Genomic DNA, 18,013 nt, shown 5'->3' on the forward strand with positions numbered 1-18,013 from the left:
CCTGCCAATACCGGCGCCGCTCAAACGTGCGTCGCCCGTATCAAATCCGGCCTATTGTACTTGAACAAGTTTTTCGTAGATATGGGAGAAAGCCGGACAAGAGACAGGAGTTTTCCCGGTACCCCGCCCAAAGGAGGGGAAGGGTGGGCGGAAACCGGTCCGGCGGCAATCGCCACAGGATGCGGCGGTTGCTTCACATCGGGTTGTAGGGGCTCAGGCCAGGCAGGCAGCCAGTCCCTTGAGGATGGCATCGCGCGGCAGGTCCACGCCGATGAAGACCATCTTGGTGCCCGGGGTCTCGTCTTCCCACTTGGCGCCGATGTCGCTGCCCATCAACTGGTGCACGCCCTGGAACACCACCTTGCGGTCCACGCCTTCCATATAGAGCACGCCCTTGTAGCGCAGCAGCTTCTCGCCATAGACCGACAGGATGCCCGACAGGAATTCCTCGAGCTTGCCGTAGTGGAACGGCTTGTCGCTGCGGAAGACGAACGAGGCGATGTGGTCYGTGTGGTGGTGATGGTGGTGGTGATCGTGCACGCCATGCCCGTGACCGTGGTCGTGGTCATCGTGGTCGTGGCCGCAGTGCTCGTCGTGCACGTGGCCATGATCGTGGTCATGGTCGTGCTCATCGTGCTCATGGGCCTCGGCGCGCAGGAAATCGGGGTCGATCTCGAGCTTCTCGTTCAGGTTGAAGCCGCGCAGGTCGAAAATCGTGTCGATCGGGGTCTCGCCGAAGTTGGCGGTGCGGATCGGYGCRCGCGGGTTCATGTGCAGCAGGCGATGGCGCAGGTCGGCCACCTCGGCCTCGGGCACCAGGTCGGACTTGGTGATGAAGATGGCGTCGGCAAAGCCYACCTGGCGCTGCGCTTCCTCCTGCTTGTCCAGCTGGAGGTTGCCGTGCTTGGCGTCCACCAGCGTGATCACGGCGTCCAGCAAGTAGCGCGCGGCGATTTCCTCGTCCATGAAGAAGGTCTGCGCCACCGGGCCCGGGTTGGCCACGCCGGTGGTCTCGATCACCACGCGGTCGAAATCGAGCTTGCCTTCGTCGCGCTGGGTGATCAGGTCGGACAGCGCCTGCACCAGGTCGCCCCGGATCGTGCAGCAGATGCAGCCGTTGCTCATCTGGACGATCTGCTCGCGGCCGTCCTGCACCAGGATCTCGTTGTCGATGTTCTCCTCGCCGAACTCGTTCTCGATGACGGCGATCTTCATGCCGTGCTGCTCGGTGAGGATGCGCTTGAGCAGCGTGGTCTTGCCGCTGCCGAGGAAGCCCGTCAGGATCGTGACCGGGATCAGTTTGGACATGTCTTGGAACTCCGGGAAAGGTTTGCGGCGCCTAGTGGGCGTCGCCGGCGCCGCGCGTGCGGCCGCATTCGGCGCACACGCCGTTGACGGTCAGCTCCACGTGCTCGACGGCAAAGCCGCGCGGCACCTTGGGCGCTACCGACGGCGCGGGCACGCCGGCCGCCTCGAGGCAGAACGTGCGGTCGCAGCGGGTGCAGTGGAAATGGCTGTGCTGGCGATGGACTTCGGCGCGCGCGGCCTCGTGCTCCACCAGCGTGAAGCGGAACACGCGGTCATGGCCCGCGCGCTTCTGCGCCAGCCCCTGCTCGACCAGCCAGTCGAGCACGCGGTAGACCGTGACGCGGTCCACGTCGCCATCGGCCGGCAGGCGGTCGATCACGGCCTGGTGCGTGAGCGGGTCCTCGGCGTCGATCAGGCAGGCGAGGATGGCCACGCGCGGCTGCGTCACGCGCGCGCCAAGCTGGCGCAGGCGCGCCTGCGCAGCGTCCAGCGTGGCGTCGGGGAGCGGCCCGGCTGCCTGGGCGGCCGGATGCGGGATGGTGCGTGTCATGCGGGCCATTTAACCATAGCGCCCGGGTCGATGCAATTCAGTTGCGTAAGCGGCTGCGCGGCACGAGCGCGGCGCAAGCGTGGCGAATCCGCCGAAAACGCCGCTTTCTCGCGGGTTAGCCCCTATACCTCGCTAATCTTTCAGGTTGCTAACATCCACCTCCGGCTCCGCCTGTCAGCGGGGTCAGTTGCTGTTCGCTTCCCATACATTGAGCCGATGGTCACCGCGTGTTTCCAATATGGACCGCGACCGGCGGCGCCGCCTCCCGGGCGGCCCGGCCGGCGGCAAGGGGTGTAAAGAGGAGGAGGCAAGGCGGATGGTGAGAACGGGAAAAGCAGGGTATCCAGGAGAGACAGTAATGAAACGAGTTGCAATGCATTTCGCGGCCGCGCTGGCTGTTGCCGGCGTGGGCGTTTTCACGGGGGCGCAGGCTCAGGAATATCCCGGCAACAAGCCGGTCCAGGCCGTGGTGCCGTTCGCGGCTGGCGGCCCGACCGACAAGGTGGCGCGCGAGCTGACCATGGTCATGTCCAAGCACCTGGGCACCACCATCGTGATCGAGAACCTCGGCGGTGCCGGCGGCACCATCGGTGCCAAGAAGGTGGCCCAGTCCAAGGGCGATGGSTACACCATCCTGATCCACCACATCGGCATGTCCACGGCACCGGCGCTGTACCGGAACCTGGGCTTCGACCCGCTGAAGGACTTCGAGATGGTCGGTGAAGTGGCCGACGTGCCGATGGTGCTGGTCGGCAACAAGCAACTGCCGCCGGCTACCTTCAAGGACCTGCTGCCGTACATCAAGGCCAATGCCAGCAAGCTGTCGATGGCCAACGCCGGCATCGGCTCGGCCTCGCACCTGTGCGGCCTGCTGTTCCAGAGCGCGATCCAGACCGAGCTGACCACCGTGCCGTACAAGGGCACGGCGCCGGCGCTGACGGACATCCTGGGCGGCCAGGTCAACCTGATGTGCGACCAGACCACCAACATCGCCGGCCAGCTGAAGGCTGGCGCGCTGAAGCCGTACGCGGCCATGCAGTCGCGCCGCGTGGAGGCGTTCAAGGACATCCCGACCGCGGCCGAGCAGGGCCTGCCGGGCGTGGAAGTGAAGATCTGGCACGCCATGTACGCGCCGAAGGGCACGCCGAAGCCGGTGATCGACAAGCTCTCCGCCGCGCTRCAGAAGGCCGTGGCTGACCCGACGTTCCGCGCCAAGATGGCGGAACTCGGCGCCGAGGCCGTGCCGGCCCAGCGCGCCACGCCGGAGTCGCTGCGCACGTTCCTGACGGCGGAAATCAACAAGTGGACGCCGGTRATCAAGAAGGCCGGGGTGTACGCGGACTAAGCACGGACTAACCCCCGCGCCAGCCCGGAAGGCAGAAGGCCACGCAGCGATGCGTGGCCTTTTTGTTTTGGCGCCCGCCCGGCGCCTTCTATATTGTGGGGATTGCCCGTGGCGGGCGCCTGTGATGCGTGCGGCTCTTGAAAGCGCGCTGCGTGTCGCCACCTACCCCCTGACACACTCCACAGATCACAGAAGGACCACGAAGGCACCATGGAACAGTATCACGGCACTACCATCGTCAGCGTCCGACGCGGCAACCAGGTTGCGCTCGGCGGTGACGGCCAGGTCACTCTCGGCAATATCGTGATGAAGGGTACGGCGCGCAAGGTGCGCCGCATCTACAACGGCAAGGTGCTGGTCGGGTTTGCCGGCAGCACGGCCGACGCCTTCTCGCTGCTCGACCGCTTCGAGGCCAAGCTCGAGAAGTACCAGGGCAACCTGACCCGCGCCGCGGTGGACCTGGCCAAGGACTGGCGCTCGGACCGCGCGCTGCGCCGGCTCGAGGCCATGCTGATCACGGCCGACCGCGACACCACGCTGGTCATTACCGGCAACGGCGACGTGCTGGACCCCGAGGGCGGCATCGCGGCCATCGGCTCGGGCGGTGCGTACGCGCAGTCGGCGGCCAAGGCGCTGATCGAGAACACCGAGCTGGCCCCCCAGGACGTGGTCGAGAAGGCGCTGACCATCGCCGGCGAGCTCTGCATCTACACGAACACGAACTTCGTCATCGAGACGCTGGAATAAGCGTCGCCCGCTGGCGCTGCACCGCACCGCACTGAACCCCCGGATACCATGTCGCAAACCATGACCCCGTCGGAAATCGTTTCCGAACTCGACAAGCACATCATCGGCCAGAACAAGGCCAAGAAGGCCGTGGCCGTGGCGCTGCGCAACCGCTGGCGCCGCCAGCAGGTGGAAGACCCGCTGCGCCAGGAAATCACCCCGAAGAACATCCTGATGATCGGGCCCACCGGCGTGGGCAAGACCGAGATCGCGCGCCGGCTGGCCAAGCTGGCCGATGCGCCGTTCATCAAGATCGAGGCCACCAAGTTCACCGAAGTGGGCTACGTGGGCCGCGACGTGGACACCATCGTGCGCGACCTGGCCGAGATGGCCATCAAGCAGACGCGCGAATCGGAAATGAAGAAGGTGCGCACCAAGGCCGAGGACGCCGCCGAGGACCGCATGCTGGACGTGCTGCTGCCGCCGCCGCGCGACATCGGCTTCGCCCAGACCGAGGACAAGGACTCGAACACGCGCCAGGCCTTCCGCAAGAAGCTGCGCGAGGGCCAGCTCGATGACAAGGATATCGAGCTGGAAGTGGCCGCCGGCCAGCCGAGCATGGACATCATGGGCCCGCCGGGCATGGAGGACATGACCGAGCAGATCCGCACGATGTTCGCCGGGCTGGGCCAGGGCAAGAAGCATCGCCGCAAGATGAAGGTCAAGGAAGCGTTCAAGCTGCTGATCGACGAAGAGGCCGCCAAGCTCGTCAACGAGGAGGAGCTGAAGCACAAGGCCATCGCCAACGTCGAGCAGAACGGCATCGTGTTCCTGGACGAGATCGACAAGATCGCCAGCCGCAGCGATGTGGGCGGCGGCGAGGTGTCGCGCCAGGGCGTGCAGCGCGACCTGCTGCCGCTGGTGGAAGGCACCACGGTGAACACCAAGTACGGGATGATCAAGACCGACCACATCCTGTTCATCGCCTCGGGCGCGTTCCACCTGAGCAAGCCGAGCGACCTGATTCCSGAACTGCAGGGCCGTTTCCCGATCCGCGTGGAACTGGAGTCGCTGTCCGTGCAGGACTTCGAGGCCATCCTCACCCAGACCGACGCCAGCCTGACCAAGCAGTACCAGGCGCTGCTGAAGACGGAAGAGGTGGACCTGCAGTTCGCGCAGGACGGCATCCGCCGGCTGGCCGAGATCGCGTTCTCGGTGAACGAGAAGGTCGAGAACATCGGCGCGCGCCGGCTGTACACGGTGATGGAGCGGCTGCTGGAAGACCTGTCGTTCCACGCCACCCGCTCCTCCGGCGAGACGGTGACCATCGACGGCAAGTATGTCGATGAGCGCCTGGCCGACCTGGCCGGCAACGAGGAYCTGTCGCGCTACGTGCTGTAAGCCGCCCCGGCGGATTTGAAGGAACAACGAGCCAGACCGATGTCTGGCTCGTTTTGTTTTGGGGTCTTGACCGGCATGTGTCAGCGGCCCGCGCGGATGCCTCCCGCCAGTAACGACCGTAAGCATTGGTAAGCATGCTGGCGCCAGACCTCGTCGAAATGCGACCCTTGCGCACCTTGCTGGTCGATGGACCGGAGCGGGAGCCACCGCATTTCACTTCAAACACCTGCCGGGAGTCTGCCTATGTCGCGCCAACCTTCGCGCACGCTTTTTTTCAAACGCAACCAGGTGCGCAAGCGCCGCGTTGCCATCGCCACCGCGAGCGTGGTGGCGAGCATCACCGCCGCCACCGTCTTCCTGTGCGTCCGGCCCGCCGTGACCCCGGCCGCCGCCGCCGCGCTGCCGATCCCGGCTTCGGCCTCGGTCCACGCGGACCAGCCCGAGCGGCAGGCCGCGCACGGTGGCCAGGCTGCCGCCACGGCGCTGGCCATCGCCTCGGGCGAGCTGGTCACCCTGGCCGACCGCCACGCCAATGACGCCGTGCGCATGGCCGGCGTGGACCATGAATCGTCCGCCGATGATCTTGGCTGGGACTACGTCCAGCTTCGTCTGTAAGTTATTTCGCGTCGCCCGACGCGCCTAGCGCGACTATCGCGACACCGGCCGCTTGCCGAGCTTGCGCTGCAAGGTGCGCCGATGCATGTTCAGYGCCCGTGCCGTGGCCGAGATATTGCCGCCGTGCTCGGTGAGCACGCGCTGGATATGCTCCCATTCGAGTCGCGCCACCGATAGCGGCGTCGGCTCCTCCAGCGCCGCCTCGGCCGCCTCTTCCGAAATCCCCGCCATCAGTGCCGTCAGGATCGAATCGACATTGGCCGGCTTGGCCAGGTATTCGTCCGCCCCCTGCTTGACCGCCGCCACGGCTGTGGCAATGCTCGCGTAGCCGGTCAGCACGAGGATGCGCGCGTCCGGCAGCGCGGCGCGCAGCGGCGCCACCAGATGCAGGCCCGATTCCGCCTGCGCCGTGCCGCTGGCCTCGGCGGGCGGCCCCAGATGCAGATCCAGCGTGACGTAGGCAAACGGCGTGCGCGCGGCCAGCGCCAGCGCCGCGCTGCCGTGGTGGGCCACCTGCACCGCATAGCCGCGCCGCGTCAGCGCCCGCGCGAGCGTGCCCGAGAAGACCTCGTCGTCATCGATCACCAGGAAGGGCGTTGCGTCGGTGGGCGCGGAGGCGTCTGTCATCACGGTTGGAAGTCGGAGGAAGTGAGGTTGAGCGGGGTGGCGCCGCCCAGCGGCAGGCGCAGCACGGCCACGGTGCCACCGCCGCGGTGGTCCTGCCAGGACAGGCTGCCGCCAAGCTGGCGCGCGGCGCTTTGCGCGAGGTAGAGGCCGATGCCCTGGCCGCCGTGCGTGCTGGCGACGGGCGCCTCGCCCAGTTGCGCGCGCAGCGCCGGGGGGATGCCGCCGCCGTGGTCGGTGACGGCGAAGCGCAGCGCGTGGCCATCGCCGGTGATATCCAGCCGCAGCGGCGGCGTCTGGCGCATCGCATGGCCCATGGCCTGCTGGCTGCGCGCGGCGTTGTCCAGCAGGATGGTCAGGATCTGGCTCACACGCGCGGCGTCCACGGGGTGGGTAGCCGCGTCCGGCGCCAGCGTCGATTGCAGGCTGGCCTGCGGATGACGCAACTGCCAGCGTTCGACGAACGGCGCGAGCCAGGTGTCGAGCGGCTGCGGCGCCAGCGGTTCGCGGTCCGCGCGCAGGCGGGCCAGGATCGAGCGGCACAGGTCCAGCTGCTGCTCCATCGTGCGGAAATCGGGGAGGTAGTCGGCGAGTGGCGTGTTCGCACGCGCTGCGTCGGAGGCATCCCCACGCAACTCGCCGGCGATCACCGCCAGCGTGGCCAGCGGCGTGCCGATCTCATGCGCGACAGCCGCCGCCTGATCGTTCAGCGCCTCGGCACGCGACTCCCGCARCAGTTGCTCGCGGGCGAGATTCAACTGGGCATCGCGCTGGCGCAGCACGCCCGACAGCCGCGCCACGAAGAAGGCGATCATCACCGCGCTGGCCACGAAGTTCAGCCACATGCCGGCCAGGTGGTAGTTCACCGCGTTGTCCGGGTTGTGCAGGTGCAGCGGCACGTATTCGAGCAGCAGCAGSGAATAGCAYGCCAGCGCATAGAGCGCGAGCGCCGAGACGAAGCGCCACGGCAGGATGGCCGATGCGATGGCCAGCCCGGGCAGGTAGAACGAGACGAACGGATTGGTGGCGCCGCCGGTGTAGAACAGGATGGCCGACAGCGCGGTCAGGTCCACGATCATCTGGGCCATCAGCTCGGCGTCCGACGGCACCGTGTTCTGCTGCCCGTGCCAGTGCAGGCGGACCACCGTCAGCACATTGAAGATGGCCTGCGCGGCGAACAGGTAAAGCAGCGGCTTGTAGGGCAGGTGGATGCCGGCCACCGACTCGCACGACACCAGCAGCAGCGCCTGCCCCGCCAGCAGCGCCCAGCGCAGCCAGCACAGGCGGCGCAGGCTCACCAGGCCGTGGCGCTGGGGCGCCCCGCCCGGCATGGCTGGGGCGGGAGCCGGCGCGACGGAGGCAGCGGGAGTCGGCGGTGCGGTAAGGGGCGGGGAGGGCGGCATGCCGGCAGTGTAGCAATGCCGCCATGCCGCGCGSCGGCGGCGACCCGGCGTGCGACACCTTGCCGCATTCAGGCCGGCCCGCGGCGCTGCCAGACTAGKCGGTTGCCATGCCCGGCAGACTCGGGAGCGCCATGGTCTAATAGCCGCCTTTCGTTGAATTTCGTTGATCCCGTCGATTCCGTCGACTTCGTGGAGATGTTACCGATGCAAGCCCGTTTTCGCGCGCCGCGCGCCGCCTCGATCGTCACCCTGGCCCTGGCCGGCCTGCTGGGCAGCGCACACGCGTTGGCGCAGGTCGACGTGAGCAATGCCTGGGTGCGCGGCACGGTGCCGGCGCAGTCGGCGTCCGGCGCGTTCATGACGCTGCACGCGCATGCGTCCGCAAAGCTGGTGGGCGTGTCGTCGCCCGTGGCTGCTGCCGAGCTGCATGAGATGAAGATGGAGAACAACGTGATGCGCATGCGCCAGGTGCCGTCGCTGGACCTGCCGCAGATGCAGGACGTGGAACTCAAGCCGGGCGGCTATCACATCATGCTGATGGGGCTGAAGTCCCAGCTCAAGGCCGGGGATACCGTGCCGCTGACGCTGAAGATCGAGCAGAACGGCAAGATCGTCGAGCAGCAGGTCAAGGCGCAGGTGCGCGACCTGACCGCCGGCGCGCCGACGGCAGGCGCCGCCGGCCACGGCGATCACAAGCACTAAGACGCGGATCAGCCGCGCAGGCTGATCGCCGCCTCCGCTTCCGATTCCGGCGCTGCCGCCGCCTGCAGCACCCGCTCACGCAGCCAGGTGTGGCCCGGATCGGCCTCGGCCCGCTCGGGCCAGATCATGCTGTAGCTGAAGCCGGGAATCGAGAACGGCGCCTCGAAAATGGTCAGGCGCGGATCTTCCAGCGTCGCCAGCGTACGCCGCGCCGCCGTCAGGACCATATTGGTCCCGGCGATCAGTGCCGGCGCCACGCTCCAGTGCGGTACCGTGCACGCAATCTTGCGGCGACCGCCCAGGCGCGCCACGGTAGCGTCGATCAGCTCCCCGCGCTCGCTCGCCGCGCTCACCAGCACGTGGGAGCGCGCCAGATAGGCCACGTGATCGAGCCGGCCGGTGTCGCGCACCGTGGCCGCATCCACCGCACACGCAAAGTCATCGTCGAACAGCACCGCCGTGCGCACGCCTTCCGGCTGGTAGGTGAAGGCGCCCAAAGCAATGTCGAGTTCGCCGTCGGCCACCTGCGCCGTCATGGTCTCGCGGCTGGCTTGCGTGACCACGAGGTCGATGTTCGGCGCGGCCTTGCGCACCGTGCGCAGCAGCCGGGGCAGCACCACCAGTGCGCCGTAATCGGACATCGCCACGCGGAAGGTGCGGCGCGCCATGGACGGCTGAAAGCCGCCCGGGCCGAGCAGGATACGCACCTGCGCCAGCGCCTCGGCCAGCGGGGCAGTCAGTTCATGCGCGCGGGGCGTCAGCACGAGCCCGCCCTGGCCGCGCACGAGCAGGGGGTCGTCGAGCAGTTGCCGCAGCCGCGCCAGCGAATGGCTGACCGCCGGCTGGCTCAGTTGCAGCCGCAGTGCGGCGCGCGAGATATGGCGCTCGGCAAACAGTGCTTCGAGCACCACGAGCAGATTGAGGTCGATTCCGCGTAGGCTATTCATGTGGMGAATATTAAACCGGATGGGTCCGGTTATGCCATTCGTCGAGCGGAATTTTTAGGGCTTCAAGTGTTTTGCGAGGCSTCCCGCCGGGCCTTCAGGCAATCCGGGCACAGGCAGTGCTGGCCCGCCACGATCTGCCGCGCAGGCAGCAGCGGCTGGCTGGCGCACCAGCATTCGGGCAGTCCGGCCACGTAGCCGCAGRCGAAGGCCGCGCCGCAGCGGCTGCACCGCTCCAYGGGGCGTAGCTGGCCGGTCTGGATGGTCGATGGATCGGTCATGGCCTCGGGCCGGGTCCGTCGCCACCATCCTGCCCAAGCCGCCGCATCGCCTCGCGCATCATCCGCATCTGCCCGCTGAAGTGGGTACACGTGGCGCAGATGGCCAGATGGCCGCGCAGGCGCAGCCGCTCCCCCCACGTCAGGGGCTGGTCCATGCCCTTCATGGTCAGGTGATGGATTTCCTCGCAGTTCGGCAGCAGGCGGCGGCGGGGTTCGGACATGAGACGAATTCGGCCTATCTATATAGAGGGGTGGGGTGAGCGCGACGGCGCGGCGGGGGCGGCTGTTGTATTCGCACCACGGTTGCCGAACCATTTCACTTCCAGGCATTCGCGCAGCCGCATGCGGGCGCGGTACAGCATCACCCATGCGTTGGTCGCGCTGATCTGCAAGGCCTGACAGATTTCTTCGGTCTCCAGTTCGAGCCATTCCCGCATCATGAAAATCCGCGCGGACTTGGCGGGCAGTCGGTCGACGCAGGTTTGCAGCACTTCGAAGAACTCGCGGCGCTCGAAAGTGCGGTCGGGGTCGCCCCAGTCGGAGGGCGGATGCTGGTAGTGGCCGTTGCGCGTGAACAGCGCGTCGAAGGCGTCCTGCTCCGATTGCGGCTCGCCATCGTCGCCGGTGGCCAGCGCCAGGCGCACCTCGCGCTTGCCGCTGCGCAGGATATCGACGATCTTGTGCTTGAGAATGCCGACCAGCCACGTGCGCAGCGCTGACTGGCCTGCAAAGCGCTCCGGATGCTCCAGCGCGGCCAAAAGGGTCTCGGAAACGGCGTCTTCGGCGAGCGCTTCGTCGCGCAGCTGCAACCGGGCAAAGCGCAGCAGATAGGGCCGCACGGCCTGCAATTCGGCGGGATCGAGGCTCATTGCGGGGGCGGCATCGGGCGTGCCGGGGATCAGGTTCTTGTCGTCTTCGCGCGTGCCGCGCGGTTTCTTGTAAAATCGGCGCCTGCCCGTCAAAGCCAGTCCGGCGGACGGATTCGCCATGATACCTGCTGATTCCAACGGATGTCCCTTGCCATGAACGCCGACAATCCTGGGCCGGCCACCACCACGGTTGCCGCCATCGCCCCCTCCCTCAAGGCCGAGATCCTCGCCGAGGCGCTCCCCTATATCCGCAAGTTCCACGGCAAGACCATCGTGGTCAAGTACGGCGGCAATGCGATGACGGAGGAGAAGCTCAAGCACGGCTTCGCGCGCGACGTGATCCTGCTGAAGCTGGTGGGCATGAACCCGGTGGTGGTGCACGGCGGCGGGCCGCAGATCGACGAAGCCCTGAAGAAGGTGGGCAAGGTCGGCACGTTCATCCAGGGCATGCGCGTCACCGACGAAGAAACCATGGAAGTGGTGGAGTGGGTGCTCGGCGGCGAGGTGCAGCAGGACATCGTCATGCTGATCAACCAGTACGGCGGCCAGGCTGTGGGCCTGACCGGCAAGGACGGCGGCCTGATCCGCGCCAAGCGCCTGCAGATGCCGGACCGCGAAAAGCCCGGCACCTTCATCGACATCGGCTACGTGGGCGATATCGAGGCGATCAACCCGGCCGTGGTCAAGGCGCTGCAGGATGACGCGTTCATCCCGGTGATCTCCCCGATCGGCTTCTCCGACGACGGCCAGGCGTACAACATCAACGCCGACGTGGTTGCCGGCAAGATGGCCGAGATCCTCAAGGCCGAGAAGCTGGTGATGATGACCAACATCCCGGGCGTGATGGACAAGAAGGGCAACCTGCTGACCGACCTGTCCGCGCGCGAGATCGAGGAACTGTTCGCCGATGGCACGATCTCGGGCGGCATGCTGCCCAAGATCTCGTCCGCGCTGGATGCCGCCAAGAGCGGCGTGCACTCGGTCCACATCATCGACGGCCGTATCGAGCACTCGCTGCTGCTGGAAATCCTGACCGAGCAGGCGTTCGGCACGATGATCCGCTCGCACTGAGCCGGATTTGCGGGCGCAGGGGCGGATTGACGCCGCCGCGCCCGCACCCCTCCCACCAGTCATCCCCCTGCAGCCCGGCGTGTTCCTCAGACAACCTCACCAGCGCCGCGGCGTGGCGCACGCGCGCCCGTCGGAGGCATCGACTCCCGCCGCGCGGCAACGCCCCCGGCATCCTCGGGTGCGCCGGCCAGCGGGCGACCAGTCGGGCGATATCGTCTGGCTGTTCGATCTCGACAACACCCTGCACGACGCCTCCCACGCGATCTTCCCGGCCATCAACCGGCGCATGACCGCCTACGTGGCGCGCGTGCTCGGGTCCGACGAGGCCACCGCCAGCCGCGTGCGGGTGGAGTACTGGCAGCGCTACGGCGCCACCCTGCTCGGCATGATCCGCCACCATGGCGTGGATGCGGCCGATTTCCTGCACGAAGCCCACGACTTCCCGGCCCTGGCCGAGATGGTGCGCGTGCGGCGCGGGCTGGCCGCCGCGCTGCGCCGGCTGCCCGGGCGCAAAATCCTGGTCACCAACGCGCCGCGCGACTACGCCCGGGCGGTCATGGCGATTGCCGGCATCGAACGCTGCTTCGAGCGCGTGGTGGCCATCGAGGATATGTGGGTGCACGGCCATCTGCGGCCCAAGCCTGACCGCCGCATGCTGCGCCGGCTGCTGGCRCGCACCGGCGTGGCGCCCCATCGCGCGGTGCTGGTGGAAGACACGCTGTCGCATCTGAAACACTACGCGGGCACGGGGATCCGCACCGCCTGGGTGACGGGCTACCTGCGCACGCTGGCGCCGTCGCGGCCCCAGCCGGTGCCGGCGGCCGCGCCAGTCCCGGTCGATGCCGCCGTGCCGGGCGCGGTGGCCGATGCTGCCACACGCACCGCGCTGGCCGCCGAGGACCGCCAGCACGTGGGCCAYGGCGCCCAGGAAAGATCGGTCACGATGATGGCCGCCGAAGCGCAGCTTCCGCCACCTGGCGTGGATGGCGCACAATACGGCACGGCGCCGCAGCAGTTGCCCGACCATGCCCCGCGCGTACGGGCGCGCGTGGTGAATCGGCCCGGCTATGTGGACATAAAAGTACAATCGATGCATCAACTCCTACGACGAATACGGAGAACCGGGTCATGACGCAAACCATTGAAAGCCAGCCGGAGGCGCCGCCGCTGATGGCCGCCACCGCCATCCAGACCGCCGAAGGGCCCGCGCGCAAGCGCCCGCGCCCTGGCGAGCGGCGCATCCAGATCCTCCAGACCCTGGCCGGCATGCTCGAGCATCCGCGCGGGGAAAAGATCACCACGGCGGCGCTGGCCGCCAGGCTGTCGGTCTCGGAAGCCGCGCTGTATCGCCATTTCGCCAGCAAGGCGCAGATGTTCGAGGGCCTGATCGGCTTTATCGAGCAGACCGTGTTCGGGCTGATCAACCAGATCACCACGCAGGAGGAGCATGGCCTGCGCCAGGTGCAGGCCATCGTGCGGATGCTGCTGTCGTTTGCCGAGAAGAACCCCGGCATGACGCGCGTGCTGACCGGCGAGGCGCTGGTGGGCGAGCACGAACGGCTGCAGGAACGCATCAACCAGATGGTGGACCGGATCGAGGCGTCGCTGCGCCAGTGCCTGAAGGTGGCCGTCACGCAGGCCGCCTTCCCGGCCGACGCCGACATCCCGGTGCGCGTGGCGCTGATCACGGCGGCTGTGCAGGGCCAGTGGCACCGCTACGTGAAGAGCGGCTTCCGCAAGGCGCCGGGCGAGAACATCGACGCCCAGTTGCGGATCCTGCTGGGCTGAACCAGCGGGAGGACCGGGGGCGCGTCACACGCGGCCAGCAGCGCACCCGGGAACTGCACTATAATGGCCGCGTCGCGCCGATTTGATGACTGGCTTGCGGGCGCGCGGCAGCCAACGGGGATCTCAGGATGACCGCCGGCTGCCACTATAAATGCGGCTAAAGAGGTTGGGTCGGTGCCTCGCGGGAGCAATCCACGATATGGCGCCGACGCGCGGGACACCGCGACATGCCCGACTTGGCTGCGACACACGCAACTGCCAGTCGGGTTTTTTTATGCCCGCTCGCCGCGGGCCCCCTCCATGACAGATGTTGCTATTCCTGCCGCCGTACCGGAGGCCGACCTCGCCGCCGGCTCCGTCGGCGTTGTCACGCCCCGGCGCATGCACTTCGCCGAGCCGCTCCCGCTGCGCAACGGCAGCCAGCTGGCCGGCTATGACCTGATGGTGGAAACCTACGGCACGCTCAACGCGGCGGCATCGAATGCCGTGCTGGTGTGCCACGCGCTCAACGCCTCGCACCACGTGGCCGGCATCGCGGCGGACAATCCGCGCGACATCGGCTGGTGGGACAACATGGTCGGCCCCGGCAAGCCGCTCGATACCGACCGCTTCTTCGTCATCGGCGTGAACAACCTTGGTTCCTGCTTCGGCTCGACCGGGCCGATGAGCACCAACCCGGCCACCGGCCAGCCCTATGGCGCGCTGTTCCCGGTGGTGACSGTGGAGGACTGGGTCAACGCCCAGGCGCGCGTGGCCGACGCGTTCGGCATCACGCAGTTCGCCGCGGTGATGGGCGGCAGCCTCGGCGGCATGCAGGCGCTGGCCTGGAGCCTGATGTACCCGGACCGGCTGCGCCACTGCATCGTGGTGGCGTCCACGCCCAAGCTGTCGGCGCAGAACATCGCCTTCAACGAGGTGGCGCGCAGCGCCATCCTGTCGGACCCGGACTTCCACGGCGGCAACTACTACGCGCACAACGTCAAGCCGAAGCGCGGCCTGCGCGTGGCGCGCATGATCGGCCATATCACYTACCTGTCCGACGAGGACATGGCCGAGAAATTCGGCCGCTCGCTGAAGTCCGAGGACATCCGCTTCTCGTTCGACGTCGAGTTCCAGGTGGAAAGCTACCTGCGTTACCAGGGCGACAAGTTCGCGGAGTACTTCGACGCCAACACCTACCTGCTGATCACCCGCGCGCTCGATTACTTCGACCCGGCGCTGGCCTACGGCGGCGACCTGAAGCGCGCGATCTCCCACACCCAGGCCAGCTTCCTGGTAGCGAGCTTCACGACCGACTGGCGCTTCGCGCCGAACCGCAGCCGGGAGCTGGTCAAGGCGCTGCTCGACAACAAGCGGCCGGTTTCGTACGCCGAGATCGACGCCCCGCACGGCCACGACGCCTTCCTGCTCGACGATCCGCGCTACCACAACCTGATGCGCGCCTACTACGAACGCATTGCCGAGGAGATCGGCGCATGAACGCCTCCGCCAACCCCAATATCCTCGCGCTGCGGCCCGACTTCCGCGCGATTGCGCGCTGGATCGAGCCCAACTCCACGGTGCTGGACGCCGGCTGCGGCGATGGCAGCCTGCTGCGCGTGCTCCAGGACGAACTGGACGTGCAGGCGTATGGCATCGAAATCCGCGACGAAGGCGTGCTGGCCTGCGCCCAGAAGGGCGTGCACGTGATTCAGCAGGACCTGGAGGGCGGGCTGGCGCTGTTCGAGGACCGGAGCTTCGACACGGTGATCCTGTCCCAGACGCTCCAGACCATCCACAACACGGCCCAGGTGCTGCGCGACACCCTGCGGGTGGGACGCGAGTGCATCGTCTCGTTCCCGAACTTCGGCTACTGGCCGCACCGGCTGTCGGTGTTCCGGGGCCGCATGCCGGTGTCGGAAGCGCTGCCGTACCAGTGGTACAACACGCCGAACGTGCGTGTGCTGACCATCAGCGACTTCGAGGGGCTGGCGCCCAAGGTGGGCCTGCGCGTGCTGGACCGCGTGGTGATGCACGAGGGCGTGACCGTGAACTGGGGCGAGAACTGGCGCGGCAGCCTGGCGGTGTACCGGGTTTGCGCGGTGTGAACCCGGCTTGACGCGGGGGCCGGGTGGGCATACCGTACGACGATTAMCGAACGATCGTACTATTTTCTGCCATGACCCAAGCGCCCCACACYGACTCGCAACATCCGTTCGACCTCGCCCTGGCGCTGGAGCCAGCCGGCGAGCACCGCTTCCTGGGTCATACCAGCCAGGCCTACTGGAACATGATTGGCCCGTTCGGCGGGATGACGGYGGCCACGCTCCTCCAGGCGGCGTTGAGCCATCCCGAGCGGCTGGGCGATCCGATTGCGCTGACGGTGAACTTCGCCGGGCCGATTGCCGAAGGGCCGTTCGAGATCGAGGCGCGTCCGTCGCGGACCAACCGGTCCACCCAGCACTGGCATCTGGAATTGCGCCAGAACGGCGAGGTGACGACCACCGGCAGCGCGGTCTTCGCCGTGCGGCGCGAGACCTGGGGCAGCGGCGAAGCCGTCATGCCCGATGTGCCGCCCGCTGACACCCTGCCCGGCATGGGCGGCTTCGCGCCGGTGCGCTGGATCGGCAGCTACGACATGCGCGCGGTGCGCGGCGCCAAGCCCTCAACCGCCGTCGGCACCGAGCATCCGGACAGCCTGACCCAGTTCTGGCTGCGTGACGAACCGGCCCGCACGCCCGACTACGCCGCYGTGGCRGCCTGGTGCGACGCCTTCTATCCGCGCATTTTCCTCAAGCGCGCCGGCTTCGTGCCGGCCGGCACGGTGTCGATCACGACCTATTTCCATGCCGATGCGGCCACGYTGGCCGMGYTGGGCGACAGCCACGTGCTCGGCAGCGCGCGGGCGCAGGTGTTCCGCCAGGGCTTCTTCGACCAGAGCGCGCAGATCTGGAGCGCCAGCGGCGTGCTGCTGGCCTCGTCGCACCAGATCGTCTACTACAAGGAATAAGGCCGATCAGGCCGGACGAGGGACGCCCGGCTCCTTGGCCGGCTCGCGCGCCTGGGCTTCGTAGCGGTGGACCGTGCCGCGCATCGCCCAGAGCAGGGCCACGCCGGGCACGGCCGCCACCACGGTGCCGAGGTAGAAGGGCGCCCAGCCCCAGGCTTCGACCATATAGCCCGAGGTGGGCCCCACGTAGACCCGGCCRATCGACGCCAGCGCGGACAGCAGCGCGTACTGCGTGGCCGAGAACGAGCGGTTGCACAGCGTCATCAGCAGCGCCACGAAGGCCGCCGTGCCCATGCCGCCGCAGATRTTCTCGATGGCGATGGTCGCRCCCATGCTCCAGATATGGGGCGGCGTGACCGAGAGCACCCAGTAGCCGAGGTTCGACACCGCCTGCAGGATGCCGAACAGCATCAGCGACCGGTACAGCCCGAGCCGCACCATCAGCGACCCACCGAACAGCGCGCCGATGATCGTCGCCGCGAGGCCCAGCGTCTTGTTGACGATGCCCACCTCGCCTGGATCGAAGCCCAGGCCCCGGATCAGGAACGTGGTGGACAGGCTGCCGGCGAAGGCATCGCCCAGCTTGTAGAGCACGATCAGCAGCAGCAGCCACCACGCGCCCTGGCGCCCGAAAAAGTCGCGCAGCGGGCCGACCACGGCCTCCTCCAGCGTGCGCGGCTGGCGCGCCGGCACGTCCGGTTCGGGCGCCCAGAGCAGCGTCAGCAGCCCTACCGACATCAGCGCCGCCATCAGCAGGTACATGCTGGACCAGCCCAGCACGCGGTCCGCCAGGTACAGCGCCAGCCCGCCCGAGACCAGCATCGCCAGCCGGTAGCCGAGCACCTTGACCGCCGCGCCGGCGCCGCGCTCGGCCGGGCGCAGCACGTCGGTGCTGTAGGCATCGAACACAATGTCCTGCGACGCCGACAGGAACGCCACCAGCGTGGCCAGCGCCGCCAGCGCCCAGAGCGCCTCGCGCGGCGGGCAGAACGCCATGGCGGCGATGCTGGCCACCAGCCCGAGCTGCGTCACCAGCAGCCAGCCGCGCCGCCGGCCCAGCAGGGGCGGCGTGTAGCGGTCCATCAGCGGCGCCCACAGGAACTTGAAGATGTACGCCTGCCCGACCAGCGAGAAGAAGCCGATGGTCTTGATGTCGAGCCCCTCCACGGTCATCCAGGCCTGGAGCGTGCCCGAGGTCAGCGCGAGCGGCAGCCCGGACGCGAAGCCCAGCGTCAGCATGGCGCCGATGCGGCGATTGCGGAAAATGTCGAGGTAGTCTTGGAACGTCATGGATGTATTATTGCATCACCGTTTGCGTCCCCACTCATCGATTCGACGCCGTTTGTCGACCCTTATCGCGCCGAGCCCTGCCGTGACCCTGATCGCGTCGAACGAAT

Annotated in this window: 20 protein-coding genes; 11 read left to right on the forward strand and 9 right to left on the reverse strand. The window is 67.8% G+C overall.

Features of this window, described 5'->3' with window-relative positions; all coding sequences use genetic code 11:
* Window positions 1–213: 213 nt before the first annotated feature.
* Together AB4Z27_RS06980 and AB4Z27_RS06985 are read right to left on the reverse strand one after the other, a co-directional pair.
* Window positions 214–1,308: a CobW family GTP-binding protein gene (locus AB4Z27_RS06980; protein ID WP_092291371.1), complete on the reverse strand. Its 1,095-nt coding sequence runs from the start codon at window positions 1,306–1,308 to the stop codon at window positions 214–216.
* A gap of 31 nt (window positions 1,309–1,339) precedes the next feature.
* The gene (locus tag AB4Z27_RS06985) at window positions 1,340–1,858 is read right to left on the reverse strand and encodes a Fur family transcriptional regulator (RefSeq protein ID WP_092292099.1); all 519 of its coding nucleotides are present in this window, start codon (window positions 1,856–1,858) and stop codon (window positions 1,340–1,342) included.
* A 358-nt stretch (window positions 1,859–2,216) separates the two neighbouring features.
* Between AB4Z27_RS06985 and AB4Z27_RS06990 the strand changes: the two genes are divergently transcribed.
* The 4 genes from AB4Z27_RS06990 to AB4Z27_RS07005 all read left to right on the forward strand — a co-directional run bounded on the left by AB4Z27_RS06990 (window position 2,217) and on the right by AB4Z27_RS07005 (window position 5,945).
* Window positions 2,217–3,203, forward strand: coding sequence for a tripartite tricarboxylate transporter substrate-binding protein (locus tag AB4Z27_RS06990; RefSeq protein ID WP_092291373.1), 987 nt, complete (start codon window positions 2,217–2,219; stop codon window positions 3,201–3,203).
* A gap of 210 nt (window positions 3,204–3,413) precedes the next feature.
* A complete protein-coding gene (gene hslV / locus AB4Z27_RS06995) occupies window positions 3,414–3,950 on the forward strand; it encodes an ATP-dependent protease subunit HslV (protein WP_092291375.1) in 537 nt (178 codons plus the stop codon).
* Window positions 3,951–3,998: 48 nt separating this feature from the next.
* Window positions 3,999–5,330, forward strand: coding sequence for an ATP-dependent protease ATPase subunit HslU (gene hslU, locus AB4Z27_RS07000; RefSeq protein WP_092291377.1), 1,332 nt, complete (start codon window positions 3,999–4,001; stop codon window positions 5,328–5,330).
* 243 nt (window positions 5,331–5,573) lie between these two features.
* Window positions 5,574–5,945: a hypothetical protein gene (locus AB4Z27_RS07005; RefSeq protein WP_092291379.1), complete on the forward strand. Its 372-nt coding sequence runs from the start codon at window positions 5,574–5,576 to the stop codon at window positions 5,943–5,945.
* A gap of 33 nt (window positions 5,946–5,978) precedes the next feature.
* On the opposite strand, the gene AB4Z27_RS07010 is transcribed toward AB4Z27_RS07005, so the two are convergent.
* Both AB4Z27_RS07010 and AB4Z27_RS07015 read right to left on the reverse strand, forming a co-directional pair.
* Entirely contained in the window at window positions 5,979–6,572 is a 594-nt protein-coding gene (locus AB4Z27_RS07010; protein ID WP_092291381.1) for a response regulator transcription factor, read from the reverse strand.
* Window positions 6,572–7,900, reverse strand: a complete 1,329-nt coding sequence (locus AB4Z27_RS07015) for an ATP-binding protein (protein WP_441644136.1) — start codon at window positions 7,898–7,900, stop codon at window positions 6,572–6,574. The genes AB4Z27_RS07010 and AB4Z27_RS07015 overlap by 1 nt, the downstream gene beginning before the upstream one ends.
* Window positions 7,901–8,176: 276 nt before the next feature.
* On the opposite strand from AB4Z27_RS07015, the gene AB4Z27_RS07020 reads away from it, so the two are divergent.
* Window positions 8,177–8,674, forward strand: coding sequence for a copper chaperone PCu(A)C (locus tag AB4Z27_RS07020; protein ID WP_092291385.1), 498 nt, complete (start codon window positions 8,177–8,179; stop codon window positions 8,672–8,674).
* Window positions 8,675–8,682: 8 nt separating this feature from the next.
* On the opposite strand, the gene AB4Z27_RS07025 is transcribed toward AB4Z27_RS07020, so the two are convergent.
* The 4 genes from AB4Z27_RS07025 to AB4Z27_RS07040 all read right to left on the reverse strand — a co-directional run bounded on the left by AB4Z27_RS07025 (window position 8,683) and on the right by AB4Z27_RS07040 (window position 10,768).
* On the reverse strand, window positions 8,683–9,621 hold the full coding sequence (locus AB4Z27_RS07025) for a LysR family transcriptional regulator (protein WP_092291387.1): 939 nt from the start codon (window positions 9,619–9,621) through the stop codon (window positions 8,683–8,685).
* 62 nt (window positions 9,622–9,683) lie between these two features.
* Window positions 9,684–9,899 (reverse strand): cysteine-rich CWC family protein, encoded by a 216-nt coding sequence (locus AB4Z27_RS07030; protein WP_441644137.1) that lies wholly within the window; start codon window positions 9,897–9,899, stop codon window positions 9,684–9,686.
* Entirely contained in the window at window positions 9,896–10,120 is a 225-nt protein-coding gene (locus tag AB4Z27_RS07035) for a zf-HC2 domain-containing protein (RefSeq protein ID WP_441591422.1), read from the reverse strand. The genes AB4Z27_RS07030 and AB4Z27_RS07035 overlap by 4 nt, the downstream gene beginning before the upstream one ends.
* An 18-nt stretch (window positions 10,121–10,138) precedes the next feature.
* Entirely contained in the window at window positions 10,139–10,768 is a 630-nt protein-coding gene (locus AB4Z27_RS07040; RefSeq protein ID WP_441591620.1) for a sigma-70 family RNA polymerase sigma factor, read from the reverse strand.
* A 153-nt stretch (window positions 10,769–10,921) separates the two neighbouring features.
* Here AB4Z27_RS07040 and argB point away from each other — a divergent pair, with 153 nt between their 5' ends.
* The 6 genes from argB (at window position 10,922) to AB4Z27_RS07070 (ending at window position 16,616) form a co-directional block, all read left to right on the forward strand.
* Window positions 10,922–11,839, forward strand: coding sequence for an acetylglutamate kinase (gene argB / locus AB4Z27_RS07045; RefSeq protein ID WP_092291393.1), 918 nt, complete (start codon window positions 10,922–10,924; stop codon window positions 11,837–11,839).
* Between the two features lie 79 nt (window positions 11,840–11,918).
* The gene (locus AB4Z27_RS07050) at window positions 11,919–12,971 is read left to right on the forward strand and encodes a pyrimidine 5'-nucleotidase (protein ID WP_441644138.1); all 1,053 of its coding nucleotides are present in this window, start codon (window positions 11,919–11,921) and stop codon (window positions 12,969–12,971) included.
* Entirely contained in the window at window positions 12,968–13,627 is a 660-nt protein-coding gene (gene slmA, locus AB4Z27_RS07055) for a nucleoid occlusion factor SlmA (RefSeq protein ID WP_092291397.1), read from the forward strand. Before AB4Z27_RS07050 ends, slmA begins: the two co-directional genes overlap by 4 nt.
* Window positions 13,628–13,927: 300 nt before the next feature.
* A complete protein-coding gene (gene metX, locus AB4Z27_RS07060; protein ID WP_092291399.1) occupies window positions 13,928–15,106 on the forward strand; it encodes a homoserine O-succinyltransferase MetX in 1,179 nt (392 codons plus the stop codon).
* On the forward strand, window positions 15,103–15,714 hold the full coding sequence (metW, locus tag AB4Z27_RS07065; RefSeq protein WP_092291401.1) for a methionine biosynthesis protein MetW: 612 nt from the start codon (window positions 15,103–15,105) through the stop codon (window positions 15,712–15,714). The genes metX and metW overlap by 4 nt, the downstream gene beginning before the upstream one ends.
* Window positions 15,715–15,785: 71 nt before the next feature.
* A complete protein-coding gene (locus tag AB4Z27_RS07070; protein ID WP_441644139.1) occupies window positions 15,786–16,616 on the forward strand; it encodes an acyl-CoA thioesterase in 831 nt (276 codons plus the stop codon).
* Between the two features lie 6 nt (window positions 16,617–16,622).
* Here AB4Z27_RS07070 and AB4Z27_RS07075 read toward each other — a convergent pair whose 3' ends face one another.
* Window positions 16,623–17,906 carry a muropeptide transporter gene (locus tag AB4Z27_RS07075; RefSeq protein ID WP_092291405.1) on the reverse strand — a complete coding sequence of 428 codons (1,284 nt, stop codon included), beginning with the start codon at window positions 17,904–17,906 and terminating at the stop codon, window positions 16,623–16,625.
* Window positions 17,907–18,013: the final 107 nt, after the last annotated feature.

It is taken from the genome of Cupriavidus sp. KB_39 (assembly GCF_052114485.1).
Taxonomy (GTDB): Bacteria; Pseudomonadota; Gammaproteobacteria; order Burkholderiales; family Burkholderiaceae; genus Cupriavidus.

What these genes read in the sequence shown, in the direction of transcription:
- AB4Z27_RS07025 (WP_092291387.1), bottom strand. Translation starts at nt 9,621, where the DNA reads ATGAATAGCCTACGCGGAATCGACCTCAATCTGCTCGTGGTGCTCGAA.
- AB4Z27_RS06985 (WP_092292099.1), bottom strand. Translation starts at nt 1,858, where the DNA reads ATGACACGCACCATCCCGCATCCGGCCGCCCAGGCAGCCGGGCCGCTC.
- argB (WP_092291393.1), top strand. Translation starts at nt 10,922, where the DNA reads ATGAACGCCGACAATCCTGGGCCGGCCACCACCACGGTTGCCGCCATC.
- AB4Z27_RS07035 (WP_441591422.1), bottom strand. Translation starts at nt 10,120, where the DNA reads ATGTCCGAACCCCGCCGCCGCCTGCTGCCGAACTGCGAGGAAATCCAT.
- AB4Z27_RS07020 (WP_092291385.1), top strand. Translation starts at nt 8,177, where the DNA reads ATGCAAGCCCGTTTTCGCGCGCCGCGCGCCGCCTCGATCGTCACCCTG.
- AB4Z27_RS07005 (WP_092291379.1), top strand. Translation starts at nt 5,574, where the DNA reads ATGTCGCGCCAACCTTCGCGCACGCTTTTTTTCAAACGCAACCAGGTG.
- slmA (WP_092291397.1), top strand. Translation starts at nt 12,968, where the DNA reads ATGACGCAAACCATTGAAAGCCAGCCGGAGGCGCCGCCGCTGATGGCC.
- AB4Z27_RS07040 (WP_441591620.1), bottom strand. Translation starts at nt 10,768, where the DNA reads ATGAGCCTCGATCCCGCCGAATTGCAGGCCGTGCGGCCCTATCTGCTG.
- metW (WP_092291401.1), top strand. Translation starts at nt 15,103, where the DNA reads ATGAACGCCTCCGCCAACCCCAATATCCTCGCGCTGCGGCCCGACTTC.
- hslV (WP_092291375.1), top strand. Translation starts at nt 3,414, where the DNA reads ATGGAACAGTATCACGGCACTACCATCGTCAGCGTCCGACGCGGCAAC.